The sequence below is a fragment of the Bifidobacterium hominis genome (genome assembly GCF_040095915.1).
GTDB lineage: Bacteria > Actinomycetota > Actinomycetes > Actinomycetales > Bifidobacteriaceae > Bifidobacterium > Bifidobacterium hominis.
In genome coordinates, this window is the sequence record NZ_JBBMFR010000007.1 from 19,924 (window position 1) to 39,768 (window position 19,845).

Below are 19,845 nucleotides of genomic sequence, written 5' to 3' on the forward strand. Positions count from 1 at the left end.
GAGAAAACACAGTGAGCAGCCCGACCATGATGCCAATGAGCTTGGAGGAGATCGCCCAGGCGGTTCAGGGACGGCTGATTGCCGGAACTGCGGCAGTGAATGTGCCGGCGGCCACCAGCGCATTCACCGATTCACGGCAGATCGTTGAAGGTTCGGTTTTCGTGGCGATTGCCGGAGAACGTGTGGACGGTCACGATTACGTGCCGCGCGTAGGCGCCCAAGGTGCCGTTGCCGCAATAGTCGACCATGAGATCGTCGACGCCGGTGTGCCTCAGATTGTGGTGGAGGATACGGTGCTGGCCTTGGGGGCGTTGGCCAAGCATAATATCGAGCGCCGTCGCGCGCTGGGAACTCCGTTTACGGTGGTCGGCATCACCGGTTCCGTCGGCAAGACCACCACCAAGGATCTTATGAAGGCGTTGCTGTCTCGCATGGGATCGACGGTTGCGCCGGTCGGATCTTTCAATAACGAAATTGGCCTGCCTCTGACCTCGCTCAAAGTAAATGCCGAAACTCGTTTTCTGGTAGCGGAAATGGGCGCCAACCATGTTGGGGAAATCGCCAATCTGACGTCGCTGGTGCCGCCGGACATCGCGGTTGTGCTGAAAGTCGGCGTTGCGCATTTGGGCGAATTCGGCTCCGCGGAACGCATCGCGCAGGCCAAGTCGGAAATCATTCATGGTCTCGTTCCCGGAGGTCTTTCCGTGCTGAATGCGAACGACGAGCGTGTGGCTGCGATGAGTGCCTTCGCTCCGGGCGATGTGATGTGGTTCGGACTTCCGAATGGTGAAGGTGGCAATCCTGCGATCACCGCCCAGCATGTGCGTTGCGACGAGTTGGATCATCCGTCCTTCACTTTAGAAAACGGTGATGGCGAGCATGCCGAAGTCACCTTGGGCATCTGCGGTCAGCATAATGTCATGAATGCGCTTGCCGCCGCTTCAGTGGCGATGCGTTTGGGCATGTCGATTGGCGATGTCGCATCCGCATTGTCGGATGTGACGGCCATCAGTCCCCATCGCATGGCTGTTTCCATCGTGAACAAGCAGGAAACGTCATTCACGCTGATCGATGATTCATTCAACGCCAATCCTGATTCCATGAAAGCCGGTCTTGACGGATTGCTGCGTTGGAAGGCTGGTTCCGAAAGCCAGCCATTCCGTGTTGCGGTGTTGGGCGCCATGCTTGAGCTCGGTCCGGATGAAAAGGATTTGCATGTTGGCATCGGCCGGTATGCGTTGGAAGGCGGGGTTGATGCGCTGCTGACGGTTGGCAGTGCATCCGATGCTTCCCTGGACGCTCTGGCAGGTGCCATGGCGGACGGCGCATCCTCGGCGGGAGACGCTTCTCATGTCGATTGGGTTCACGATATCGATGAGGCCGATCGTCTTGTGACGCGACTCGCCGTCGAACATCCAGGTGCCGTGGTGCTGCTTAAAGGTTCCCACGCTTCCGGCTTGAGCGCTCTGGCCGAACGTTGGCAGGCCCTGGCTGCACAATAGAACAAAAGCATTTGGCAAGATTTGAATAATCGACGTTATCTGAAGAATGTCTGACTGAAACGGAGAACATCAGGTGATTTCGCTCATCATCGGAATTGTGGTGTCGCTGGTCGTAACGATTGTGGGAACACCGCTGCTGATTCGTTTGGTACACAAGCTTAATTACGGGCAGTACATACGCCAAGATGGTCCGAAGTCCCATCTGGTCAAGCGTGGCACGCCTACGTTGGGTGGCGTGGTCATCAATCTGGCGGTTGTGTTGGGTTGGGGCTCGTCGGCATTGTATCGCTTCATCACCAGGGGAGAGGTGCCGTCATGGTCGGCGCTGCTGGTGCTGTTCGCCATGCTATCGATGGGTATGTTGGGATTCATCGACGATTTCGCGAAGGTTCGCAAAAAGCAGAGCGAAGGCCTGACGGTCAAAGGCAAATTCATCGGCCAGTTCATTCTCGCCACCATCTATGCGGTGCTGGCGTTGATTCTGCCGACGAATTCCGGCTTCCCCAGCGCGCAGGCCGGCATGAGCTTCATTGAAGAGCCGTTTTTCAGTTTCGAGTTCGCAGGCAAAGCCGTGGCCATCGTGTTGTTCGTGATCTGGGTGAACTTCCTGATGACCGCATGGACCAATGCCATCAACCTGACCGATGGTCTTGACGGATTGGCTGCTGGTTCTTCGATGATCGCATTCATGGGATATGCGGTGATCACTTTTTGGGAGTTCTACCACCTCAAGGGTTTGGGACATGAAGGCTTCGCCTACGCGGTGTCCGATCCTCTTGATCTGACCATCATCGCGGCCTGCGCGGCGATGGCGTGCTTCGGATTCCTGTGGTACAACTCCAACCCAGCATCCATTTTCATGGGAGATACCGGTTCTCTGGCGCTTGGCGGCTTGTTTGCGGCCATGTCAATCGCCACGCATACGGAATTCCTGGCGATTATCCTTGGCGGCCTGTTTGTGATTGAAACCATGAGCGACGTTATTCAGGTCGGCTATTTCAAGATGACTCGCAAGCGTGTGTTCAAGATGGCTCCGATCCATCACCACTTCGAATTGAAGGGGTGGCCGGAAGTCAAGGTTGTAATTCGCTTCTGGATGATTGAATTGCTGTTCGTGTTAGTTGCGTTGGTGATTTTCTACGGCGATTGGGTCTCCCGTTCCGGTCTGTGACGGCTGTTGCGTTCCATTGATATGTGAACGGCTGCAACATGACTGTGATCTGTAAGGAATATCAAGGCATATGAGGTGCCGATAATCGAAGGATGATGGATATGGATATGAGCGGTAAGACCGTGATTGTGGCGGGTCTTGGAGTTTCTGGCCAAAGCGTGATGGAAGTGTTGGGGTCCCGCGCCGAAAAAGTGCTTGGCGTGGATGAAAAGAAGCCCGATGCTGATTTGCACTCCTTTGATCGCATCGACTGGGATCATGTTGATTTGGTTATGACTTCGCCGGTGTTCAATCCGAGGACTCCGTTTATTCTTGAGGCGCAGCGTCGTGGCATTCCTGTGATGAGCGAGGTTGAGCTTGCTTGGCAGCTGCGAGTGAATTGCGATTCCACCGGCGAACCAGCACGATGGATCGGAATCACCGGCACCAACGGCAAAACCTCCACTACGGAAATGACTTCGGAAATGCTGACGGCTTGCGGCCTGATGGCACCGGCTGTCGGCAACATCGGCAAGGCGGTATCCCATGCCGCGGTCGATCCGGCAAATGATGTGCTATGCGTTGAGCTGAGTTCCTTCCAGCTGCATTTCACCGATTCGCTGGCTTTGGATTGCGCTGCGATCACCAATATCGCGGATGATCATCTTGACTGGCATGGCGGCATTGAAAATTATGCGGCGGATAAGGCGAAGGTCTTCCACCGCGTCAAGAAGGCCTTGGTATATAACGCCGATGACGAGCGTGTGACCAGGCTGGCGTTCGCAGCCGAGACGGCGGAAGGCTGCCGCAAGGTCGGATTCACTCTGTCTGAGCCGCAAGATGGTCAGATCGGCGTGAAGGACGGTTGGATCGTCGATATGTCTGGCATCGCAGGTGGCGAGCCTGGAATGCCAGAGCAGGTCGCCAAGGTGTCTGAGTTTACGCATCTGACTGAGCCTGATGGCACGGTGTACCCGCATTTGCTTGCTGATGCGTTGACCGCATTGGCGCTGGTGCTGGGGCTTGGCGCAGACAAAGAGAAAGCCATCGCATCTCTGGAACAATTCACGCCAGGCGGGCATCGCATTCAGACTGTCGCCACCGCCACCACGCCAGATGGGGGCAGCATTCGTTTCGTAGATGATTCCAAGGCGACCAATGCACATGCAGCCAAGGCATCGCTCAATAGTTTTGCAGACAAATCCGTGGTATGGATCGCTGGCGGATTGGCCAAGGGCAGCCGTTTCGAACAGTTGGTGGCAGAACAGTCGCACACCATCAAAGCCGCGGTCGTCATCGGCAAAGATCAGCAGCCCATCTTGGACGCGTTCGCAGCGAGTGCTCCCGACATTCCGCTGACCATCATCGATCCGGCGAATAATGACGTCATTATGGAACGAGCCGTCGATGCTGCGGGTGAATATGCCCAATCCGGCGATGTGGTGCTGATGGCGCCTGCCTGTGCGTCCATGGATCAGTTCAAGTCGTATGCCGATCGTGGAAACCAGTTCGCGCAGCAGGCTCAGCGTTGGGTGAATGAGCATGGAGAAGCCTAAAACCAAGCAGAGCGACGGTATCCGTCAGAAGAGGCAGGCTGCTGCTGAAGAACGGGTCGACGATTTTCGTGGTTATGTCGGTCTGCGAAGCATGCTTAATCCGATTTGGTGTTTTCACGGGTTTAGGGTCTCTGTGGTTATCCTCACCATTTTCGGTGTGATCATGGTGTTTTCCAGCTCTTCGGTGTATATGATTGCCAATGACCAATCTCCATGGTCGCAAGCGATTAAGCAGGGCGCATTCTGCGTTCTCGGACTTATTGTGGGCGTGGCCTGCATGATGGTTCCGGCGGAGCTTATCAGAAGGGCCAGTTTCGCTTTTCTGCTCGTCGCCTTGTTCTTGCAATCGTTGACATTTACGCCGTTAGGTATTGATGCTCAGGGTAATAAAGGTTGGATTGGTCTTTTTGGATTTACCTTCCAGCCGGCTGAGGTCGTCAAGCTTGCGCTATGCGTATGGCTGCCTCGGGAGCTGATTAGCGCGCAGAAGCGGGTAAATAAGGTGGGGCCGGTCAATGCATATCGCAGGTTGATTACGTGGCTTGGTCTTGCATTGCTGTTGGTTATGGGCGGCAAGGATCTTGGTACGGCCATGATTCTCTTTGCGATTGCGGGAACCGCGTTGTTGCTGGGAAATTTTCCTGGCAAATGGCTGGCTATTGTGGCATGTGGCGGTCTGGCTTTGGTCGGCGGTCTTGTTATCAGCAGTCCGAATCGACTTAACCGCGTCATGGCTACATATCAGACTTGTTCCGCAGCTGATATGGAGGGTGTCTGCTATCAGGTGGTGCATGGCAAATACGCCATGGCTTCCGGAGGGTTGCTGGGCGTTGGGATCGGCAATTCCGGAGAAAAATGGGGATATCTTCCGGAAGCGCACAACGATTTCATTTTCGCCATCATTGGTGAGGAAACGGGTTTCGTCGGCGCTTCGTTGGTGATTCTGCTGTTCCTTGTGCTTGGATGGTGCATGCTGGTGGTGGCTATCCAAGCGCATGACAGATATATCACTTTGGTGCTGGCCAATATTACCGTGTGGATCGTCGGCCAGGCGTTTGTGAACATTGGTGTCGTGGTGGGGCTGTTCCCTGTTATGGGTGTGCCTTTGCCTTTCGTGTCGGCCGGTGGTTCGTCGTTGATTCTGTGTTTGGGCGCTGCGGGCGTGACCATCAGCATGATGAAACAGCAGCCGCAGATCCAAGCGGAGATTCAGAGAGTCTGAAAAGCCACTGTTGCCTGCGGGGTGCTGTCGCATGCGGCGGCAACCAAACGTAGATGAAATGTGAGTATCCTTGTGAGCATCGGTATGGCGCATGGTGTGCCGGGATACCGTGGGGCTAAGCTCGTACATTATGAGCAATCAGAAGCATATCGTTCTAGCCGGCGGTGGCACGGCAGGTCATGTCAATCCTCTGCTCGCCGTGGCACATGTGATTCGCGAGCTTGAGCCGGATGCCGATATTGCGGTGGTGGGCACTGCAGTCGGTCTGGAACACGAGTTGGTTCCGCAAGCGGGCTTCGAGCTGGAAACCATTGAAAAGGTGCCCTTCCCCCGTAGACCCAATATGGCGGCATTGAAGTTTCCTGCGCAGTGGAAGGCTGAAACGGCCAAGGTACGTGATATTCTCACCCGCCACGAGGCGCAGGTGGTCGTCGGATTCGGTGGATACACGTCGGCTCCCGTGTATGCGGCCGCGCACAAGATGGGCATTCCGATTGCGATGCATGAGCAGAACGCCCGTGCCGGCATGGCCAACAAGCTGGGTGCACGCTGGGCGTCCATGATCGGCACCGCGTACGCGCAAACCGGTTTGAAACCACGCAAGGGTGTTGAAGCCGAACGTGTGGGATTGCCGTTGCGTGCTGAAATTGCGGCAATAGCCGAAGGTATGGAACATGACCGTGCGGCCACAAGGCAAACGGCTGCAGCGCAGCTGGGAGTCGATCCGAACCGTCCTCTGGTGGTGGTGACCGGAGGATCGTTGGGTGCTGTGAACGTGAATCGTGCGGTGGCGGCTTCCGCCAAGGAATTGCTGGAACATGCGCAGGTGATTCACCTGACGGGAAAAGGCAAAGACGATGAGGTGCGTTCGTTGGTGTCGGTGAGTGCCGGAGAGCAGGTGCTTGGTGAGCTTGGACCAGAGCATGCCAACGACGGTGATTATCGAGTCGCGCCTTACTTGGAACGTATCGATCTTGCGTTCGCTTGTGCCGATCTGATTATCTGCCGTTCCGGAGCGGGCACCGTTTCGGAATTGACTGCTTTGGGACTTCCTGCGATTTATGTTCCATTACCGATCGGCAACGGCGAGCAGCGTTTCAACGCTCAGCCGGTCGTCGATGCGGAAGGTGGCCTGATGGTGGCGGACGCTGACTTCACTGCCGAATGGGTCAAACGTCATGTGCCGAATCTGCTAGCCGATTCGGATGCGCTTGCCAGGTATGGCAATAACGCTTGGAAATATGGTATTCGAGATGCCGCCGAAGTCATGGCCAAGCGTGTACTTTCCATGATTGACGAAAGGTAAGCCGTAGCGGCGGCAGGCGTGTCCGTCGCATTTGAAGTCGCGTTCCGAATCTCACCCATGATCGGCCAAGTACGAGACCATGGGTGAGACCATAATGGAACAAGCTAAACATAATATGCAAGAGGAGCAGTCGTGACTGACAACCAGCGTGAGGCCGGTACCATTATTCTTGATCCAACCCATGTGTCATTCAGCCAGCAGGAAGGCGTGAACGATTTGGGGGCCACCCATTTCATCGGCATCGGAGGAGCGGGCATGAGTGTACTTGCCGAGATGCTGCACGAGCAGGGTGTGGAGGTGGATGGCTCGGATCGCGAGCCCAGCGCCAAAACCGATCGTTTGCAGGGGCTTGGCATTGCCGTCGAATTCGGGCAGCGCGAGGAAAACGTCGAAGGCAAACAAACTATTGTTTTTTCCAGTGCCATCAAGCCTGACAATCCGGAAATCGTCGCAGCGCATGCGGCGGGCGAACGCATCGTGCACCGCAGCGACATTCTTTCGTTGCTGATGAATACGAAACGTGCGGTAACGGTTGCGGGAGCCCATGGCAAAACCACGACCAGTTCCATGCTCGCCCATATTCTCACCCATGCCGGTGAGGGAAATCTGGCTGATCCAAGTTATGCCATTGGCGGATCCATCCAAGGCAAGGATGGCGTGATACTTGACGGAGGCCATGCAGGCCAAGGCGATGTGCTTGTGGCGGAAGCCGACGAATCCGATGGAAGCTTTGCCAAATATCATCCGGAAATCGCGATTGTCACCAATTCCGAAGCTGACCATCTTGACCATTATGGAACGCAGGAAAACTATCGGGCGGCTTTCGTGAACCATGTTCAGCACGCCATCAAATCGGTGGTGATGTGTGGTGACGACGAAGGGAATCTGGCTGTGTTGCGCGCTCTTGACGCGTCTGCGGCAGCACATACGGTCGTGTATGCGACGCAGGATGCGGCTTCGTTGGGTGATCTGAACGGTGCGGCATTCGTACATATCGAATCGGAAAGTGAAAGCGCGCAAAGCGGCGCCGAACATTTCACCTTGCATGTGCCTGCGGGACTGCTGGGCGAACAGGAACGTATGGTTCCCGTGACGCTCGCCGTTCCAGGCATTCACAATGCGCGCAATGCTTCTGCGGCGATTATCGCGGCAGCATTGCTGGGAGTCGACATTGAGAAGGCCGCTGAAGCGGCCACGTCGTTCCTCGGCGCAGCCCGTCGCTTCCAAGTGCGCGGCACCGTCAGCCAGGTGACCGTCGTTGACGATTACGCGCATCATCCCACTGAGATTTCGGCTTTGTTGGATGCTGCCCGCCGTAAATATCCGCAATCGGCGATTCGTGTGATTTTCCAGCCGCACTTGTTCTCCCGCACCAAGTTCTTCGCGGAAGCATTCGCGGAGGCGCTGGCCAAGGCGGATGATGTGATCGTCACTGGCATTTTCCCCGCACGTGAAAAGCAGGAGGATTATCCGACGGTCGGCCCGGCCACCATTGTGGATGAGGCTCTTAAGCTCGACCATACGCCTGCCGAGGATTGGATCCGTGGTGTGGAAGACATGCATACCGCGGCGCAGATGATGGTGATGCGCGCCCATCATGGTGATGTCATCTTCACCGTTGGCGCGGGTGATATCACGCAGATGGACGAGGTGATATTGCACGCGCTGCAGGCTCATCGCTGGGATTGTGAGGGCTGATGGCGCGAAGGGTCGTCAGCTCCGGTACGGGGTCGGATGGTTCTGAAACGACGTCTGAAAAGCATGCGTTGCGCGGCAGGAGCATTCAAAGCCGGAAACATTCCGACTCCCCGGCTCAGTCTCAGCCGAATGGTCGTTCCATTGCCGGAGGAGCGGGACGTTCGTCTTCTTCAGTGAGCCATGCGCAGGCGGAAGCCAAAATGGCGCACGGAGGCAAGAACAAGGCAAGTCGCTCCCGGTCAGGTGACTTCGTGGATGCGCGCAATCTTGCGGGTGAGGATTTCGTTGCGAAGACGCTGGAGGAAACCACTGGCACTTTGGGGGTGGTCACCCGTCCGAAAGTGGTTGATTTCAAAGCGCGGTTGAAAGAACGACGTAAGGCGAATGCACGTGTTGTAGCGATGCGAGCTTTCGTGTCGGCCGCGGTTGCGGCCGTCGTGGTGGCGCTGATATGGTTGTTTTTCTTCTCATCGGTGTTTCGTCTTGAAGCTGGCAATATTTCCGTTGTCGGAGCCAACGAATGGGTGAGCGAGTCGCAAGTATTGGATATTGCCGGTCAGCAGGCCGGCAAATCGATTCTGCTGGTATCAAACAATGATGTGGAGAAGAAAATCAAGGAAATACCGGGAGTCACCACCGCGCAATCCAAGAAGCAACTTCCTAATTCCCTTGAAGTGACCATCAAAGCGCAGAAGCCGGCTGCGATGCTTAAGACAGGTGAAGACAGCATGACCGCGGTCGATAGCAAGGGCCGTATATTGAATTCCGTCAGCGGTGCCTCCGTGGATGGAATTCCCGTCATCGAAGTGAAGGATGTCGAGACGAGTCTGAGCCACCGCTCCATTAAAGAGGCACTGAAGATTTTGAGCTCGCTTCCTGAATCTATGCGTAACTCCATTACCAAGGTGACGGCTGAAACCCAGGATTCCATCACCACGGAAATCAATGGGGGAGACCGTGTGATCGTATGGGGTGACTCTTCCGATCTTAAGTTGAAGAAAGCCGTTGTCGACAAGATCATCAACGATCCAAATGTGATTGGAGACAAACACAACGTCGACGTGTCTGCGCCTCTACGCCCGATCATCAAATAGTGGTGAAGACATGGGAAATTAGGGGAATTGCATACGTTGAGTAGTCTGGTTTGGTATGCGAAGAACCCCGGCCGCTTTGCCGTGACCGGGGTTCTTCGCAAATAGGAGGAGAGAAAAGAAGAGAGAAAAAGGGGGAGTTCTATTATTGCGTGCCGTCAGGCGTTCGGATTGGCTTTCAGCGCCGGAGCGACGGAAACCGACGGATCGAGACGCGGAATCAGCGTGCACTGCGTGGCGTGGTATAGGTCGGACTTGCCTGGCCAGACGGTGCCGATGACCTCGTTGTCCTTGTTCAGCTGATGGAACCAGGAACCATTCTCGTGGTCGATCAGGTATTCGTCGATGTACTTCCAGAAGGTCGCATACCAATCCTTGTACACCTGCTTGCCGGTGACGGTGGCCAGTGTGGCCGAGGTGTTCACGGATTCGGCGAGGGTCCAGTGCATGCGGTCGGTGACGACGGGCTTGCCGTTCCAATCGGTGGTGTAGGCCAAACCGATGGTGCCTTCGGCGTTCCAGGCGTCGGCAAGTGCCTGAGCGAACAGGTTCTCGGCGGCTTCGATAAGCTGCTGCTTGCCTTTTTCGGAACGCTGCTTGGAGCTCAACGCATACTGGGTGATGAGACGTGCCCATTCAATGCCATGACCCGGAGTGGCGCCGTACGGCTTGAACTGGTCATCCGGCTTGTCGTGGTTGCATTCGAGATCCGGCTGCCAATCGGCGGTGAAATGCTCAGGAATACGCCAGTTGTTGTTGGCTGCCCATCCGACCACATGATCGATGATACGACCAGCGCGCTCGCGGTATTCCTCGTTTCCGGTCACATCGGCAACGGCAAGGAACGCTTCAGTGGTGTGCATATTGGCATTGATGCCGCGATAGGGGTCAAGCTCGGTGAATTCCGTGTTCCAAGTATCGACGGCCAGACCGATCTCGTCATCCCAGAAATGCTTGTCGTAGGTTGCCAGAGCCTCTTCGAGCAGCTCGTCCGCGTCCGGGCGGCCGATAAGCTTGGCGGAAGTGGCGGCAAGAATCACGAAAGCGTGGGCGTAGCAGACCTTGCCTGCTTCATGGGTGGAGCCGTCTGCGGAAATGGACGGATACCATCCGCCGTTTTCATCGTCATGCAGCGGACCGCGCAGGCCGGCGATGGCCTTGTCAACCAGTTCTGCGGCACCCGGCTCGCCGTGCAGGAATCCCAAGGAATACACGTGCGCCATGCGGCAGGTGATCCACGTGTGGATGTTTTGGGTCAGATCCGGATTGCCGGTATCGTCCAGCCAGTAGGAGCCACCCTGCGGGGCGGGGAAATTGTGTCCGAAATGCAGGAGCTCGTTGGTCTCCGCCTCGAGCAGGGCATGGTTTTCTTCGGAGCCGAACACGTAGGCTTCGGGAGAGTAAGTGCAGGTCATCGATCAAGTCCTTCCTTGACGTCGTCTGCTGTGACGTGATAACTAGGTTGATGTATTAACTATGTTAACCACTTAAGCGGTTAATGCAAGTCGACACGCGGAATTTGATGGTGGGATTCTGATGATTTGTGATGGGGGAGAGCTGGATTCTTCGTATGCTGATTTGACGAGGTTGTCTTGTGAAGAGGAGTACCTAAAAACGTACCTTGCATGCTGTTTAGGGTGGTAGACAGATGGAATTTGGAAGAGATTAAGCAAGCCAGAGGAGGGATTTTTGCCCACATTTTTTTAGAATATCCGGCACATCGGGGGTAATTTGGAGTAAACCCAGGAATCTTCGAAAACCGTTGGAAATAAAAGAAAAGCCGCCATTTCTGGCGGCTTTCAACTTGTGGAGATGCGGGGAATTGAACCCCGGTCCGATAACCGAACCCTCAGTCTTCTACGTGCGTAGTCTGCTGGCCGTGCGGCGGTTTTTCTGCTCCCATCGATATCGCAGACAACTGATGGCGGGCATATCTACAGTAAAAGTCCCTTGCCGGCCCTGTGGCTCAGTCGACAAAGCAAGTCTTCTAAACGACGCTCAGCATCCTCCCAAAGACGAGAAGGAGTGAACGGAGCGGCTGCTCACTGGTTAATCCTGACGCGAAGCTCAGGCAGCGAGAGCGAACTCAGTGCGGTTAGATTTAGCACTTATTCTTTTGTAGGGGGCATCCACGAGCGGACCCTACGTTCTCGGCACGCTTCCCTGCGACGAACAGGTCACCGTCGAAACCGATCATCCCCAATCTTGAATTATCAAGCACCCGGTGCAAGACCGGACTTTTCAAGATATCATGGAATGTCAATAAGTGCAAATCATCTACCGCAATTCTTGCGCTGTGAGCGAAGCCAAAGCTTAAACTGATAGCCACTCACAGCTTGACGTGAATACCGAAATAATCCATGACCAATTCACAGAACATCATATTGGCCCAGCTGAACCACGGACGGGTATAGGAGTTCGGGTCGTTCGCGTCAAAGCTTTCGTGCATGAGATGCGTGCCGGCGTCGGCGGCGACAAGTTGATCAAGAATACGTTCTTTTTCGGCTTTGTCGTGGCTTGTCAATCCTTGCATGGCCATGGCGATCGGCCAAACATAACCTTCTGGCGTATGCGGAGAACCGATGGCATGTGCATAGTCACCCTCGAAATAGTAAGGATTCTCCTGACTCAGCAAAGTATTGCGCGTTTCGAGATACAGCGGATCGTCCGCTTCGCAGAATCCGAGATAAGGTGCCGACATAAGATTCGGCACATTGCTGTCATCCATAAGCAACGCGTTGCCGAGACCGTCCACTTCGTATGCGTAGATAGCGTTTCCGGCCGCATTGTGGATGGTTGCGTGATGGGCAAGACCATCATCGATGGAATGCTGCAGCGCCGCGGCACGACCGGCGATTTCACGATCGTCAAGTACGTCGATGAAAATCCTTTGCACATATCCCATGACCACGCTGGCGAACATGTTGGACGGCACGAGATATGGGTAGACGCAGGCGTCGTCGCTGGGGCGGAATCCGGACCATGTCATGCCGGTGACGGCAAAAGGTCCTCCGGCACCATGGTTGGGCACGCTGTCGCGCGGATCGTCATTCGGACGGAAGAAGCGGTAACGCGAATTCGAATGGTCAAGCTCGGTTTCGAACACGTCAAGGATTCGACGGATGCCGCTTACAAACGCATCATCGAAATGGCTGGTGGTTCCTGTATTGCGATACAACAGCCACGCCAGCTGAATGGGGTAGCACAGGGAGTCCACCTCGTATTTGCGTTCCCACAACCATGGTCCGAACGAATCGGTCTGATCGTTCGGATCCCAGGTAGCGCCGCTGGGTTTTTCGTTGAACGCGTTTGCGTATGGATCGATATTGATGAACCTGAATTGCTGCCGAACAAGCCCGGTAATAAGTGCGGTGAGCTCGGGATCATCTACGGCTACGGCGAGATATGGTCGGAATTGCGCTGAGGAGTCGCGCAGCCACATGGCAGGTATGTCTCCCGTCAGCAGAAACGTCGTGCCGTCATCATGCCGTCTCACGGTGGTGGTGAGTGTATTGGCGAATCCTGCGTTGAAGTTTTCGGCCCATCTTGCGTGTTCGCCGCCACACAAGTCGGTGATATGCTGCATGAAATCGGAAACTGACTGCGGAATATCGGATTGTGAAGCGGCGTTTGTGGTGTTGCTGGTGTCGTTCATGGCATCATTCTTCGTTGAGGTGCGTATATCGTGACAATCGTGATTGCACCAATTGCGGATTGAATATGGGTATGAAAAACGAGGCCATGATGGCAGACATGGCCTCGTTGATGATGATGAAAGGAAAATCTGGGCTTACTTGCCGGCTTCGGCGAGATAATCCGGAACGCCTTCCGCAGGGTAGGTTGGCCAGCCGCCTTCCTTGGTGCACACGTAGGCGGCGGTGTTCACAGCCGCACGATGCGCTTCCTTGAGCGGTGCGCCGTTCAGCAGCTTGCCGGTGAAGGATCCGGAGAAGGAATCGCCGGCACCGACGGTATCTGCAACCTCGACATGCGGGGTCAGCAGGGTGGAGACTTCGCCATTCTTGGCAGTGATGGTGCTGAACGTGGCACCGCCGGTCAGAATGATGTACTCGAGGTTGAAGCGGTCGATGAACCACTTACATGCCTCTTCGTCATTGCACTTAGGAATGGAGAACATGTCGCGCATCATGATCAGCTCTTCGTCGTTGATCTTGAAGATGTTCGCGTAGTCGAGCAGCTCTTCGATGAGCTCATTGGAGTAGAAGTTGGCGCGCAGGTTGATGTCGAAGAACTTCAGTGCGCTTTCCTTGGTGTGCTTGAGCAGTTCGACGATGGTGTCGTGGGATTCGGGGGAGCGCAGACCCAAGGTGCCGAAACAGACGGCGTCGGCCTTGGACACGGCTTCGACGAGCTCGTCGGTGAGCTTGATGTGGTCCCAAGCCACGTTTTCGACGATGGTGTATTCCGGAATGCCGTTGGTCAGGGCCACGTCAACCGTGCCGGTCGGGTATTCGTTGACCTGCACCAGCGTGTTGATGCCGGCCTTGTGAGCGTCGGAGAGCAGTTCGGTACCCAGCTCGTCGTTGCCGACGGCGCTGATGGCGAAGCTTTCCGCGCCATTCTGGGACGCATGATATGCGAAATTGACGGGCGCGCCGCCGGCGCGCTTGCCGGTGGGGAGCATATCCCATAGGATTTCGCCGAGAGAGATGACGATTGGCTTGGACATGGTGTTCCTTTCTTTGGTTGTGGCGTGCTATGCGACGTCAAAGAACATCGAAGGATGTTCTAGAAAACTGGTGATGGCCACGGCTGCGGCGCCGGTGACGGTGGCGTCCGTTGGAAGGCTGGACAGAGTGATTTCGGTATCGTTCCCGACTTCGGGAATGGTGCGCTCACGAACGACTTTCTTGACTTCGTCGAGCAGGGGTTGGCCTGCTTGGGAAATGATGTCTCCCAACACGATATGCGTCGGATTGAAGGCGTTGATGATGTTGACCGCGCCATAACCGATATATCGTGCGACTTCGGAAGTCAGTTCCGTGGCTGCCTTGTCTCCCGCGGAAACCTTGGCGAACAGTGCGGTGCATGCCTGTGCGTGGGTCATGGTTTCGCATCCTGGGACAATGCTTGGCTGCTCGTTGAGCCGCTCGTGGATCGCATTGGCCGAGCAGTAGCGTTCCAGGCACCCGACATTGCCGCAATCGCAGGGTTTGCCGTTGACGTCGACGGAGATGTGGCCGATTTCGGTGGCCGTGCCATGCGCCCCGTAATAGATTGAACCGTTATCGATGATGCCGAGGCCAATGCCTTCGCCAAGCAGATAGTAGGCGAGGGATCCTTCGGACAGCTCCGGGTTGAACAGGAACTGTGCCAGGGCGCCTGCGCGTGCGTCCTGCTCCACGAATACGGGCACATTGAAGGCTTCGCTGAATTCCTTGATGAAGTTGACTCGCCTCCAACCCTGCATGGATGAGACGAGCGCGGTGTGGCCTTCCTCCACTAAATATGGACCGGGAACGGCCATGCCGACCGCCACGATGCTTGGATCGTCGGCAATGAGCTGGCGCACGGTGGAGCGGATCTGTTCCACCGTTTCTGGAATGTTCTTTTCGTCGACGGTCGGCAGATCGGTAAGCGAGATGCGGTTGCATTTCAGATCGAACACTGCGATCTGAACCAGGCTTCGTGCGAATTTCACTCCTACAACATGGTATTTCGCGCAATTGAGGTTCAGTCCGATGGAACGGCGGTTCTTATCGCCTTCCATATCTCCGGTTTCTTCGATGACGTTTCTGAATAGCAGTTTCGCGGTGATTTTCGTGATGGCCGCGGGCGTAAGTCCGATGGCTTTGGCGATCTGCGCACGTGAGCTGATGCCGTTGTGGTAGAGGTATTGCAAAATCCTGGAACGATTGTTTTCTGAAATCGATGATTGCTGAGCGCTGTAACTACTCATGACACCTCCCTGCGACAGTGCATGGACCCTCGTTGAACTAGTTGATATATTAACGACGTTAATTACTTGATGCAAGTTCCGTCTTTCGGCGTGTCACGAAGAACGTCGATCCCTGATATGGGCTTAACTATCTCATTATTTGACACACCCTTTTTGGGAAGTTATTGACTGTAAAACCGTTGTGATTGCTGGGTTTTCGTCGTATATAAAAAGGGTGGTGTCGCAAAATGAACTTCCATGAAATGTTCCGCTAACAAAGTGTGCCCTACCCTTAAGGCGCGTCGTTTTGGAGTACCAATTACGGCAGTAGGAAGAGAAAGGATTCCATAGTGAATCACAAGAAGATTATGGCTGCGGCTGTTTCGGTTGCCGCGCTGGCCTCGCTCGCGGCATGCGGCGGCGTAAAGGATAGTGGTTCCGCCTCGGGGAATGCGGATGTCATTACCGTCGGCACCACAGACAAGGTTACTAGCATTGACCCTGCCGGCTCCTATGACAACGGTTCCTATGCCGTTCAAATCAACGTGTTCCCGTTCCTGTATGCGCAGGACTACAACACTTCTGAACTGTCTCCGGACATTGCTGCGGATAACGGTACTTGGAGTGACGACGGTACTGAGTTCACCGTTAAGATCAAGTCTGGCCTGAAGTTCGCCAATGGTCACGACCTGACTTCGTCCGATGTCAAGTTCTCCTTCGACCGTGTCAACACGATCAACGATGAGAATGGTCCGAGTTCGTTGCTGGCCAACATCGAATCCGTAGATGCGCCAGATGACACCACTGTGGTGTTCCATTCCAAAGTCAAGAACGATGTGACCCTCAAGCAGGTGCTTTCCAGCCCGGCCGGTCCGATTGTCGATGAAGAGGTCTTCTCCGCCAACAAGCTCACTGATGCTGACACCATCATCAAGGAGAAGGCTTTCGCCGGTCCGTACATTCTGACCTCTTACAAGGCCAATGAGGTTGCGGGCTACTCCAAGAACGACTCTTATCAGGGTCTGACCCCGGCCAAGAACAGCACTGTTCAGGTCAAGTACTTTGCCGATTCTTCCAACCTGAAGATGGCCGTGCAGCAGGGACAGATCGACGTGGCCTACCGTTCTCTGACTCCGACCGATATCGATGATCTGTCTAAGGACTCCAAGGTTAAGGTCGTCAAGGGTCCGGGCGGTGAGGAACGCTTCCTGGTCTTCAACTTCAACATCCAGCCGTACGGCACCAAGTCCGATGAACCGAATGCCGACAAGGCCAAGGCTGTGCGTCAGGCCGTTGCTAACCTCATCGACCGCGAGGAGTTGGCGACCAAGGTCTATAAGGACACGTACACTCCGATGTACTCCTACATTCCGGACGGTTTAGTTGGTCACGAAGACACCTTCAAGACCGCGTATGGTGACAGCAACGGCAAGCCGAGCGCCGACAAGGCCAAGAAGGTTCTTGAGGACGCAGGCGTTTCCACTCCGGTTGAGCTCAAGCTGCAGTACAATCCGGACCACTATGGATCCTCTTCCGCCGACGAGTATGCGGCTCTTAAGGCCCAGCTCGAGGAGGGTGGCCTGTTCAAGGTCGACCTGCAGTCCACCGAATGGACTCAGTACAACAAAGACCGTGTTGTTACCGAGGATTCTGATGGATCCTACCCGGTCTACCAGCTCGGCTGGTTCCCGGATTACTCCGACCCGGATAACTATCTGTCTCCGTTCTTCCGTGACGGCAACTTCGTGAACAACGCTTACTCCAACTCCGAAATCAACAATTTGATTATGGAGCAGGCTGGTGAAACCGACGAAAGCGCCCGTGAGGATCTGCTCAAGAAGATTCAGACCCTTGAAACCGAAGACCTGTCCACCATCCCGCTGCTGCAGGGTGCGCAGGTTGCAGTTACCGGCACCAACGTGAAGGGTGTTGTGCTCGACGCTTCCTTCCGTTTCCGTTTCGCATCTGTCACCAAGGCGTGATGTGTGCGGATGTGCGGCATAACCTGCCGCAGTCTGCATAGAAAACCACTGGGGATCCCCGGTCTATGGCCGGAGGTCCCCATTTCCCGAATTATCTGCCTGAAACGGCGCAGTGATTCGATATTGTTGTAAATCAAAGCCGTACAGGCTTCTTATCAAGGAGCATCGCGTGTCAGACACAGCAGCTCCGGCCGTCTCTCAGGAGGCGAAGCCGAAACAAGCCAAAAAGAATCATTTGTCAGGCGGATTTTTCCGTTTTGTCCTGACTCGATTCCTGCTCATTATTCCAACCGTTTTCATTCTCGTCACCGTCGTGTTTTTTGTGATGCGAGCTACAGGCGATCCTATTTCTGCGGCATTGGGCGGTCGTCTTACCCCTGACGAGTTGCAAAAGCGTGTTCATGCGGCCGGCTACGACCGTCCTCTTATTGTGCAATATATCGATTACCTTGGGGGTTTGCTCCATGGGGATCTCGGCACTACATTGACTGATAATCAGCCGGTTATCAGCATTCTTGTTCATTACGGATCAGCGACTTTCGAGTTGGCGCTCCTATCGCTCATTGTTGCTTTGATCGTAGGTATCGGCTTAGGTCGTGTAGCTGCGTGCAGACGCGATCACGCTGCCGATGCGGGCATTCGAACCTTTGCCATTCTGTGCTACGCCACCCCCGTGTTCTTCTTGGGATTGGTCCTCAAACTCATTTTCGCCATTTGGCTGAACGTGTTGCCGGCATCCGGTCGATGCTCGTTGTCTTCGGAAATGCAGTTCAGCCGACTCGTCTCTCCGACCGGCTTCTACATTATCGATGCACTGCAGCTGGGTGATATGAGCGTGCTTACCGACGTGTTGAGTCACGCCGTACTTCCTGCACTGGCGTTGGGATTGCTCACCGCAGGCGTGTTTATTCGTTTGGTGCGTACCAATGTGATTTCCACCTACAATTCCGGCTACGTCGAGGCTGCGCGTTCGCGTGGCGTCTCCGAAAAGCGTCTGATCAGCAAGCACGCATGGAGGCCGGCTCTTATTCCAATCATCACCGTTATGGGTATGCAGATCGCATTGATGCTCGCCGGCGCGGTGCTTACCGAAACCACCTTCGAATGGAAGGGACTCGGATTCATGTTGTCCCAATATCTGAAGGCGCGTGACTTCGTAGCTGTGCAGGGCATTGTGATTCTGATCGCCATCATCGTGGCCGTCGTCAACTTCATCGTTGACGTTATCGCTGCGTTGGTGGATCCGAGAGTGAGGTACTGATATGACTGCATCAGCAAATAACGTCACCGTCCCGGGTGACACTCGTCTGAACGATCTCAAAATCAGCAGGAAAGCTCCGTTCTGGACCAAGATTCCGATCATCAAGGAGCTTCACGTAGCGGTCGGCTGGCAGAAAGGCATGCTGATTACCGGCCTGTCGCTTACTGCGTTCTTCCTGCTCGTGGCCTTGTTTGCGCCCGTGATTGCGCCGTACGGCTATGCGCAGCTCAAAGATGCCAATGGAGTTTCATTCCCAGCTCAGTCAGCACCCTCATCCGAACATATTTGGGGTACCACCGCAGGTGGTTATGACGTGTTCAGCCGTGTGATTTGGGGCTCTCGTACTGCTGTCATTGCGATTGTGATCGCTGTGCTGCTTTCTATTTTCGCGGGTGTATTGCTCGGTTTGGTTTCCGGATATTTCGGTGGCTGGGTGGATCGTGTGCTTGTCATGATCGCCGACGCCATCTATTCTTTCCCCTCGCTGCTGCTTGCGATTCTGATGGCCATTATGATTTCCGGCGGTCAGTCTGGTCTGTGGAGTGGCATTTTCGCGTCGGGTATCTCCATCACCGTGGTTTATATTCCGCAGTATTTCCGTACCATTCGATCCGAAGTCATTCGCATCAAGGAATCCGCTTACGTTGATTCCGCTCGCGTGGTGGGCGCGTCGACATGGCGCATCATGACCAAGCACCTTCTTAAGAACTCCACCAGAACGTTACCGGTTATTCTGACGTTGAACTCGTCCGAAGCGATTCTGACTCTTGCAGGATTGGGCTTCCTCGGATTCGGCATCGAGCCTACCGCAGCCGCTGAATGGGGTTACGATCTGAATCGTTCCGTGTCGGACGTCACCGCAGGCATTTGGTGGACCGCAGTGTTCCCGGGTATCGCCATCGTATTGATTGTTCTGGGCATCACCTTGGTGGGCGAATCCCTCAATGACCTTGCCGACCCGCGTCTGCGTGCACGCAAATCCGCTGGTGAGGTGGTTGGATCCATCGAAGATACTTCGGTTGATCCCACCCAGAAGCCGGGCGTTCGCAACGAGGTCGTAGCCGAGCTCGAGGCCGCCAAGAATCCAATGGGAGCCAGCGATCAGCCAGTGACCGTTACGGATCGCGACCCGTCATTTACCGCCTCCGAATGGGGCTCCAAGGAAGAAGAGTGACGCA

At 55.1% G+C, this 19,845-nt stretch carries 14 protein-coding genes and 1 other RNA gene; 10 read left to right on the forward strand and 5 right to left on the reverse strand.

What is annotated here, in order from left to right:
* Positions 1-26: 26 nt before the first annotated feature.
* The 7 genes from WMO36_RS06050 (at position 27) to WMO36_RS06080 (ending at position 9,528) form a co-directional block, all read left to right on the forward strand.
* Positions 27-1,502 (forward strand): UDP-N-acetylmuramoyl-tripeptide--D-alanyl-D-alanine ligase, encoded by a 1,476-nt coding sequence (locus WMO36_RS06050; protein WP_271724873.1) that lies wholly within the window; start codon positions 27-29, stop codon positions 1,500-1,502.
* Positions 1,503-1,575: 73 nt separating this feature from the next.
* On the forward strand, positions 1,576-2,673 hold the full coding sequence (gene mraY / locus WMO36_RS06055) for a phospho-N-acetylmuramoyl-pentapeptide-transferase (protein WP_144171347.1): 1,098 nt from the start codon (positions 1,576-1,578) through the stop codon (positions 2,671-2,673).
* Between the two features lie 95 nt (positions 2,674-2,768).
* A complete protein-coding gene (murD, locus tag WMO36_RS06060) occupies positions 2,769-4,208 on the forward strand; it encodes a UDP-N-acetylmuramoyl-L-alanine--D-glutamate ligase (protein WP_349077181.1) in 1,440 nt (479 codons plus the stop codon).
* The gene (locus WMO36_RS06065; protein ID WP_302146571.1) at positions 4,189-5,430 is read left to right on the forward strand and encodes a peptidoglycan glycosyltransferase FtsW; all 1,242 of its coding nucleotides are present in this window, start codon (positions 4,189-4,191) and stop codon (positions 5,428-5,430) included. The genes murD and WMO36_RS06065 overlap by 20 nt, the downstream gene beginning before the upstream one ends.
* Before the next feature lie 130 nt (positions 5,431-5,560).
* Complete coding sequence (gene murG, locus WMO36_RS06070; protein ID WP_302146572.1) at positions 5,561-6,736, forward strand: undecaprenyldiphospho-muramoylpentapeptide beta-N-acetylglucosaminyltransferase; 1,176 nt, start codon at positions 5,561-5,563, stop codon at positions 6,734-6,736.
* Between the two features lie 132 nt (positions 6,737-6,868).
* A complete protein-coding gene (murC, locus tag WMO36_RS06075; RefSeq protein WP_144171351.1) occupies positions 6,869-8,434 on the forward strand; it encodes a UDP-N-acetylmuramate--L-alanine ligase in 1,566 nt (521 codons plus the stop codon).
* Positions 8,434-9,528, forward strand: coding sequence for a cell division protein FtsQ/DivIB (locus WMO36_RS06080; RefSeq protein ID WP_410050775.1), 1,095 nt, complete (start codon positions 8,434-8,436; stop codon positions 9,526-9,528). Before murC ends, WMO36_RS06080 begins: the two co-directional genes overlap by 1 nt.
* 155 nt (positions 9,529-9,683) lie before the next feature.
* Here the strand turns inward: WMO36_RS06080 and WMO36_RS06085 are convergent, their stop codons facing one another.
* The 5 genes from WMO36_RS06085 to WMO36_RS06105 form a co-directional block, all read right to left on the reverse strand.
* Entirely contained in the window at positions 9,684-10,940 is a 1,257-nt protein-coding gene (locus WMO36_RS06085) for an AGE family epimerase/isomerase (protein WP_302146575.1), read from the reverse strand.
* Between the two features lie 389 nt (positions 10,941-11,329).
* Positions 11,330-11,726: a transfer-messenger RNA gene (gene ssrA / locus WMO36_RS06090) on the reverse strand.
* Positions 11,727-11,854: 128 nt separating this feature from the next.
* A complete protein-coding gene (locus WMO36_RS06095; RefSeq protein WP_144164539.1) occupies positions 11,855-13,180 on the reverse strand; it encodes a glycoside hydrolase family 125 protein in 1,326 nt (441 codons plus the stop codon).
* A 135-nt stretch (positions 13,181-13,315) separates the two neighbouring features.
* The gene (locus tag WMO36_RS06100; protein ID WP_349077157.1) at positions 13,316-14,215 is read right to left on the reverse strand and encodes a carbohydrate kinase family protein; all 900 of its coding nucleotides are present in this window, start codon (positions 14,213-14,215) and stop codon (positions 13,316-13,318) included.
* A 27-nt stretch (positions 14,216-14,242) separates the two neighbouring features.
* Positions 14,243-15,445: an ROK family transcriptional regulator gene (locus WMO36_RS06105; RefSeq protein WP_099595196.1), complete on the reverse strand. Its 1,203-nt coding sequence runs from the start codon at positions 15,443-15,445 to the stop codon at positions 14,243-14,245.
* Between the two features lie 329 nt (positions 15,446-15,774).
* Between WMO36_RS06105 and WMO36_RS06110 the strand changes: the two genes are divergently transcribed.
* The 3 genes from WMO36_RS06110 (at position 15,775) to WMO36_RS06120 (ending at position 19,841) form a co-directional block, all read left to right on the forward strand.
* A complete protein-coding gene (locus tag WMO36_RS06110; protein ID WP_302146580.1) occupies positions 15,775-17,406 on the forward strand; it encodes an ABC transporter substrate-binding protein in 1,632 nt (543 codons plus the stop codon).
* 169 nt (positions 17,407-17,575) lie between these two features.
* The gene (locus tag WMO36_RS06115) at positions 17,576-18,667 is read left to right on the forward strand and encodes an ABC transporter permease (protein ID WP_099571320.1); all 1,092 of its coding nucleotides are present in this window, start codon (positions 17,576-17,578) and stop codon (positions 18,665-18,667) included.
* Between the two features lies 1 nt (position 18,668).
* Positions 18,669-19,841 carry an ABC transporter permease gene (locus tag WMO36_RS06120; protein WP_099571319.1) on the forward strand — a complete coding sequence of 391 codons (1,173 nt, stop codon included), beginning with the start codon at positions 18,669-18,671 and terminating at the stop codon, positions 19,839-19,841.
* The last annotated feature ends 4 nt before the right edge of the window (positions 19,842-19,845 follow it).

Coding starts and splice junctions, on each gene's coding strand:
- WMO36_RS06050 (WP_271724873.1), top strand. CDS start 27: ATGATGCCAATGAGCTTGGAGGAGATCGCCCAGGCGGTTCAGGGACGG.
- murD (WP_349077181.1), top strand. CDS start 2,769: ATGGATATGGATATGAGCGGTAAGACCGTGATTGTGGCGGGTCTTGGA.
- WMO36_RS06065 (WP_302146571.1), top strand. CDS start 4,189: ATGAGCATGGAGAAGCCTAAAACCAAGCAGAGCGACGGTATCCGTCAG.
- murG (WP_302146572.1), top strand. CDS start 5,561: ATGAGCAATCAGAAGCATATCGTTCTAGCCGGCGGTGGCACGGCAGGT.
- WMO36_RS06080 (WP_410050775.1), top strand. CDS start 8,434: ATGGCGCGAAGGGTCGTCAGCTCCGGTACGGGGTCGGATGGTTCTGAA.
- WMO36_RS06085 (WP_302146575.1), bottom strand. CDS start 10,940: ATGACCTGCACTTACTCTCCCGAAGCCTACGTGTTCGGCTCCGAAGAA.
- WMO36_RS06095 (WP_144164539.1), bottom strand. CDS start 13,180: ATGAACGACACCAGCAACACCACAAACGCCGCTTCACAATCCGATATT.
- WMO36_RS06100 (WP_349077157.1), bottom strand. CDS start 14,215: ATGTCCAAGCCAATCGTCATCTCTCTCGGCGAAATCCTATGGGATATG.
- WMO36_RS06105 (WP_099595196.1), bottom strand. CDS start 15,445: ATGAGTAGTTACAGCGCTCAGCAATCATCGATTTCAGAAAACAATCGT.
- WMO36_RS06120 (WP_099571319.1), top strand. CDS start 18,669: ATGACTGCATCAGCAAATAACGTCACCGTCCCGGGTGACACTCGTCTG.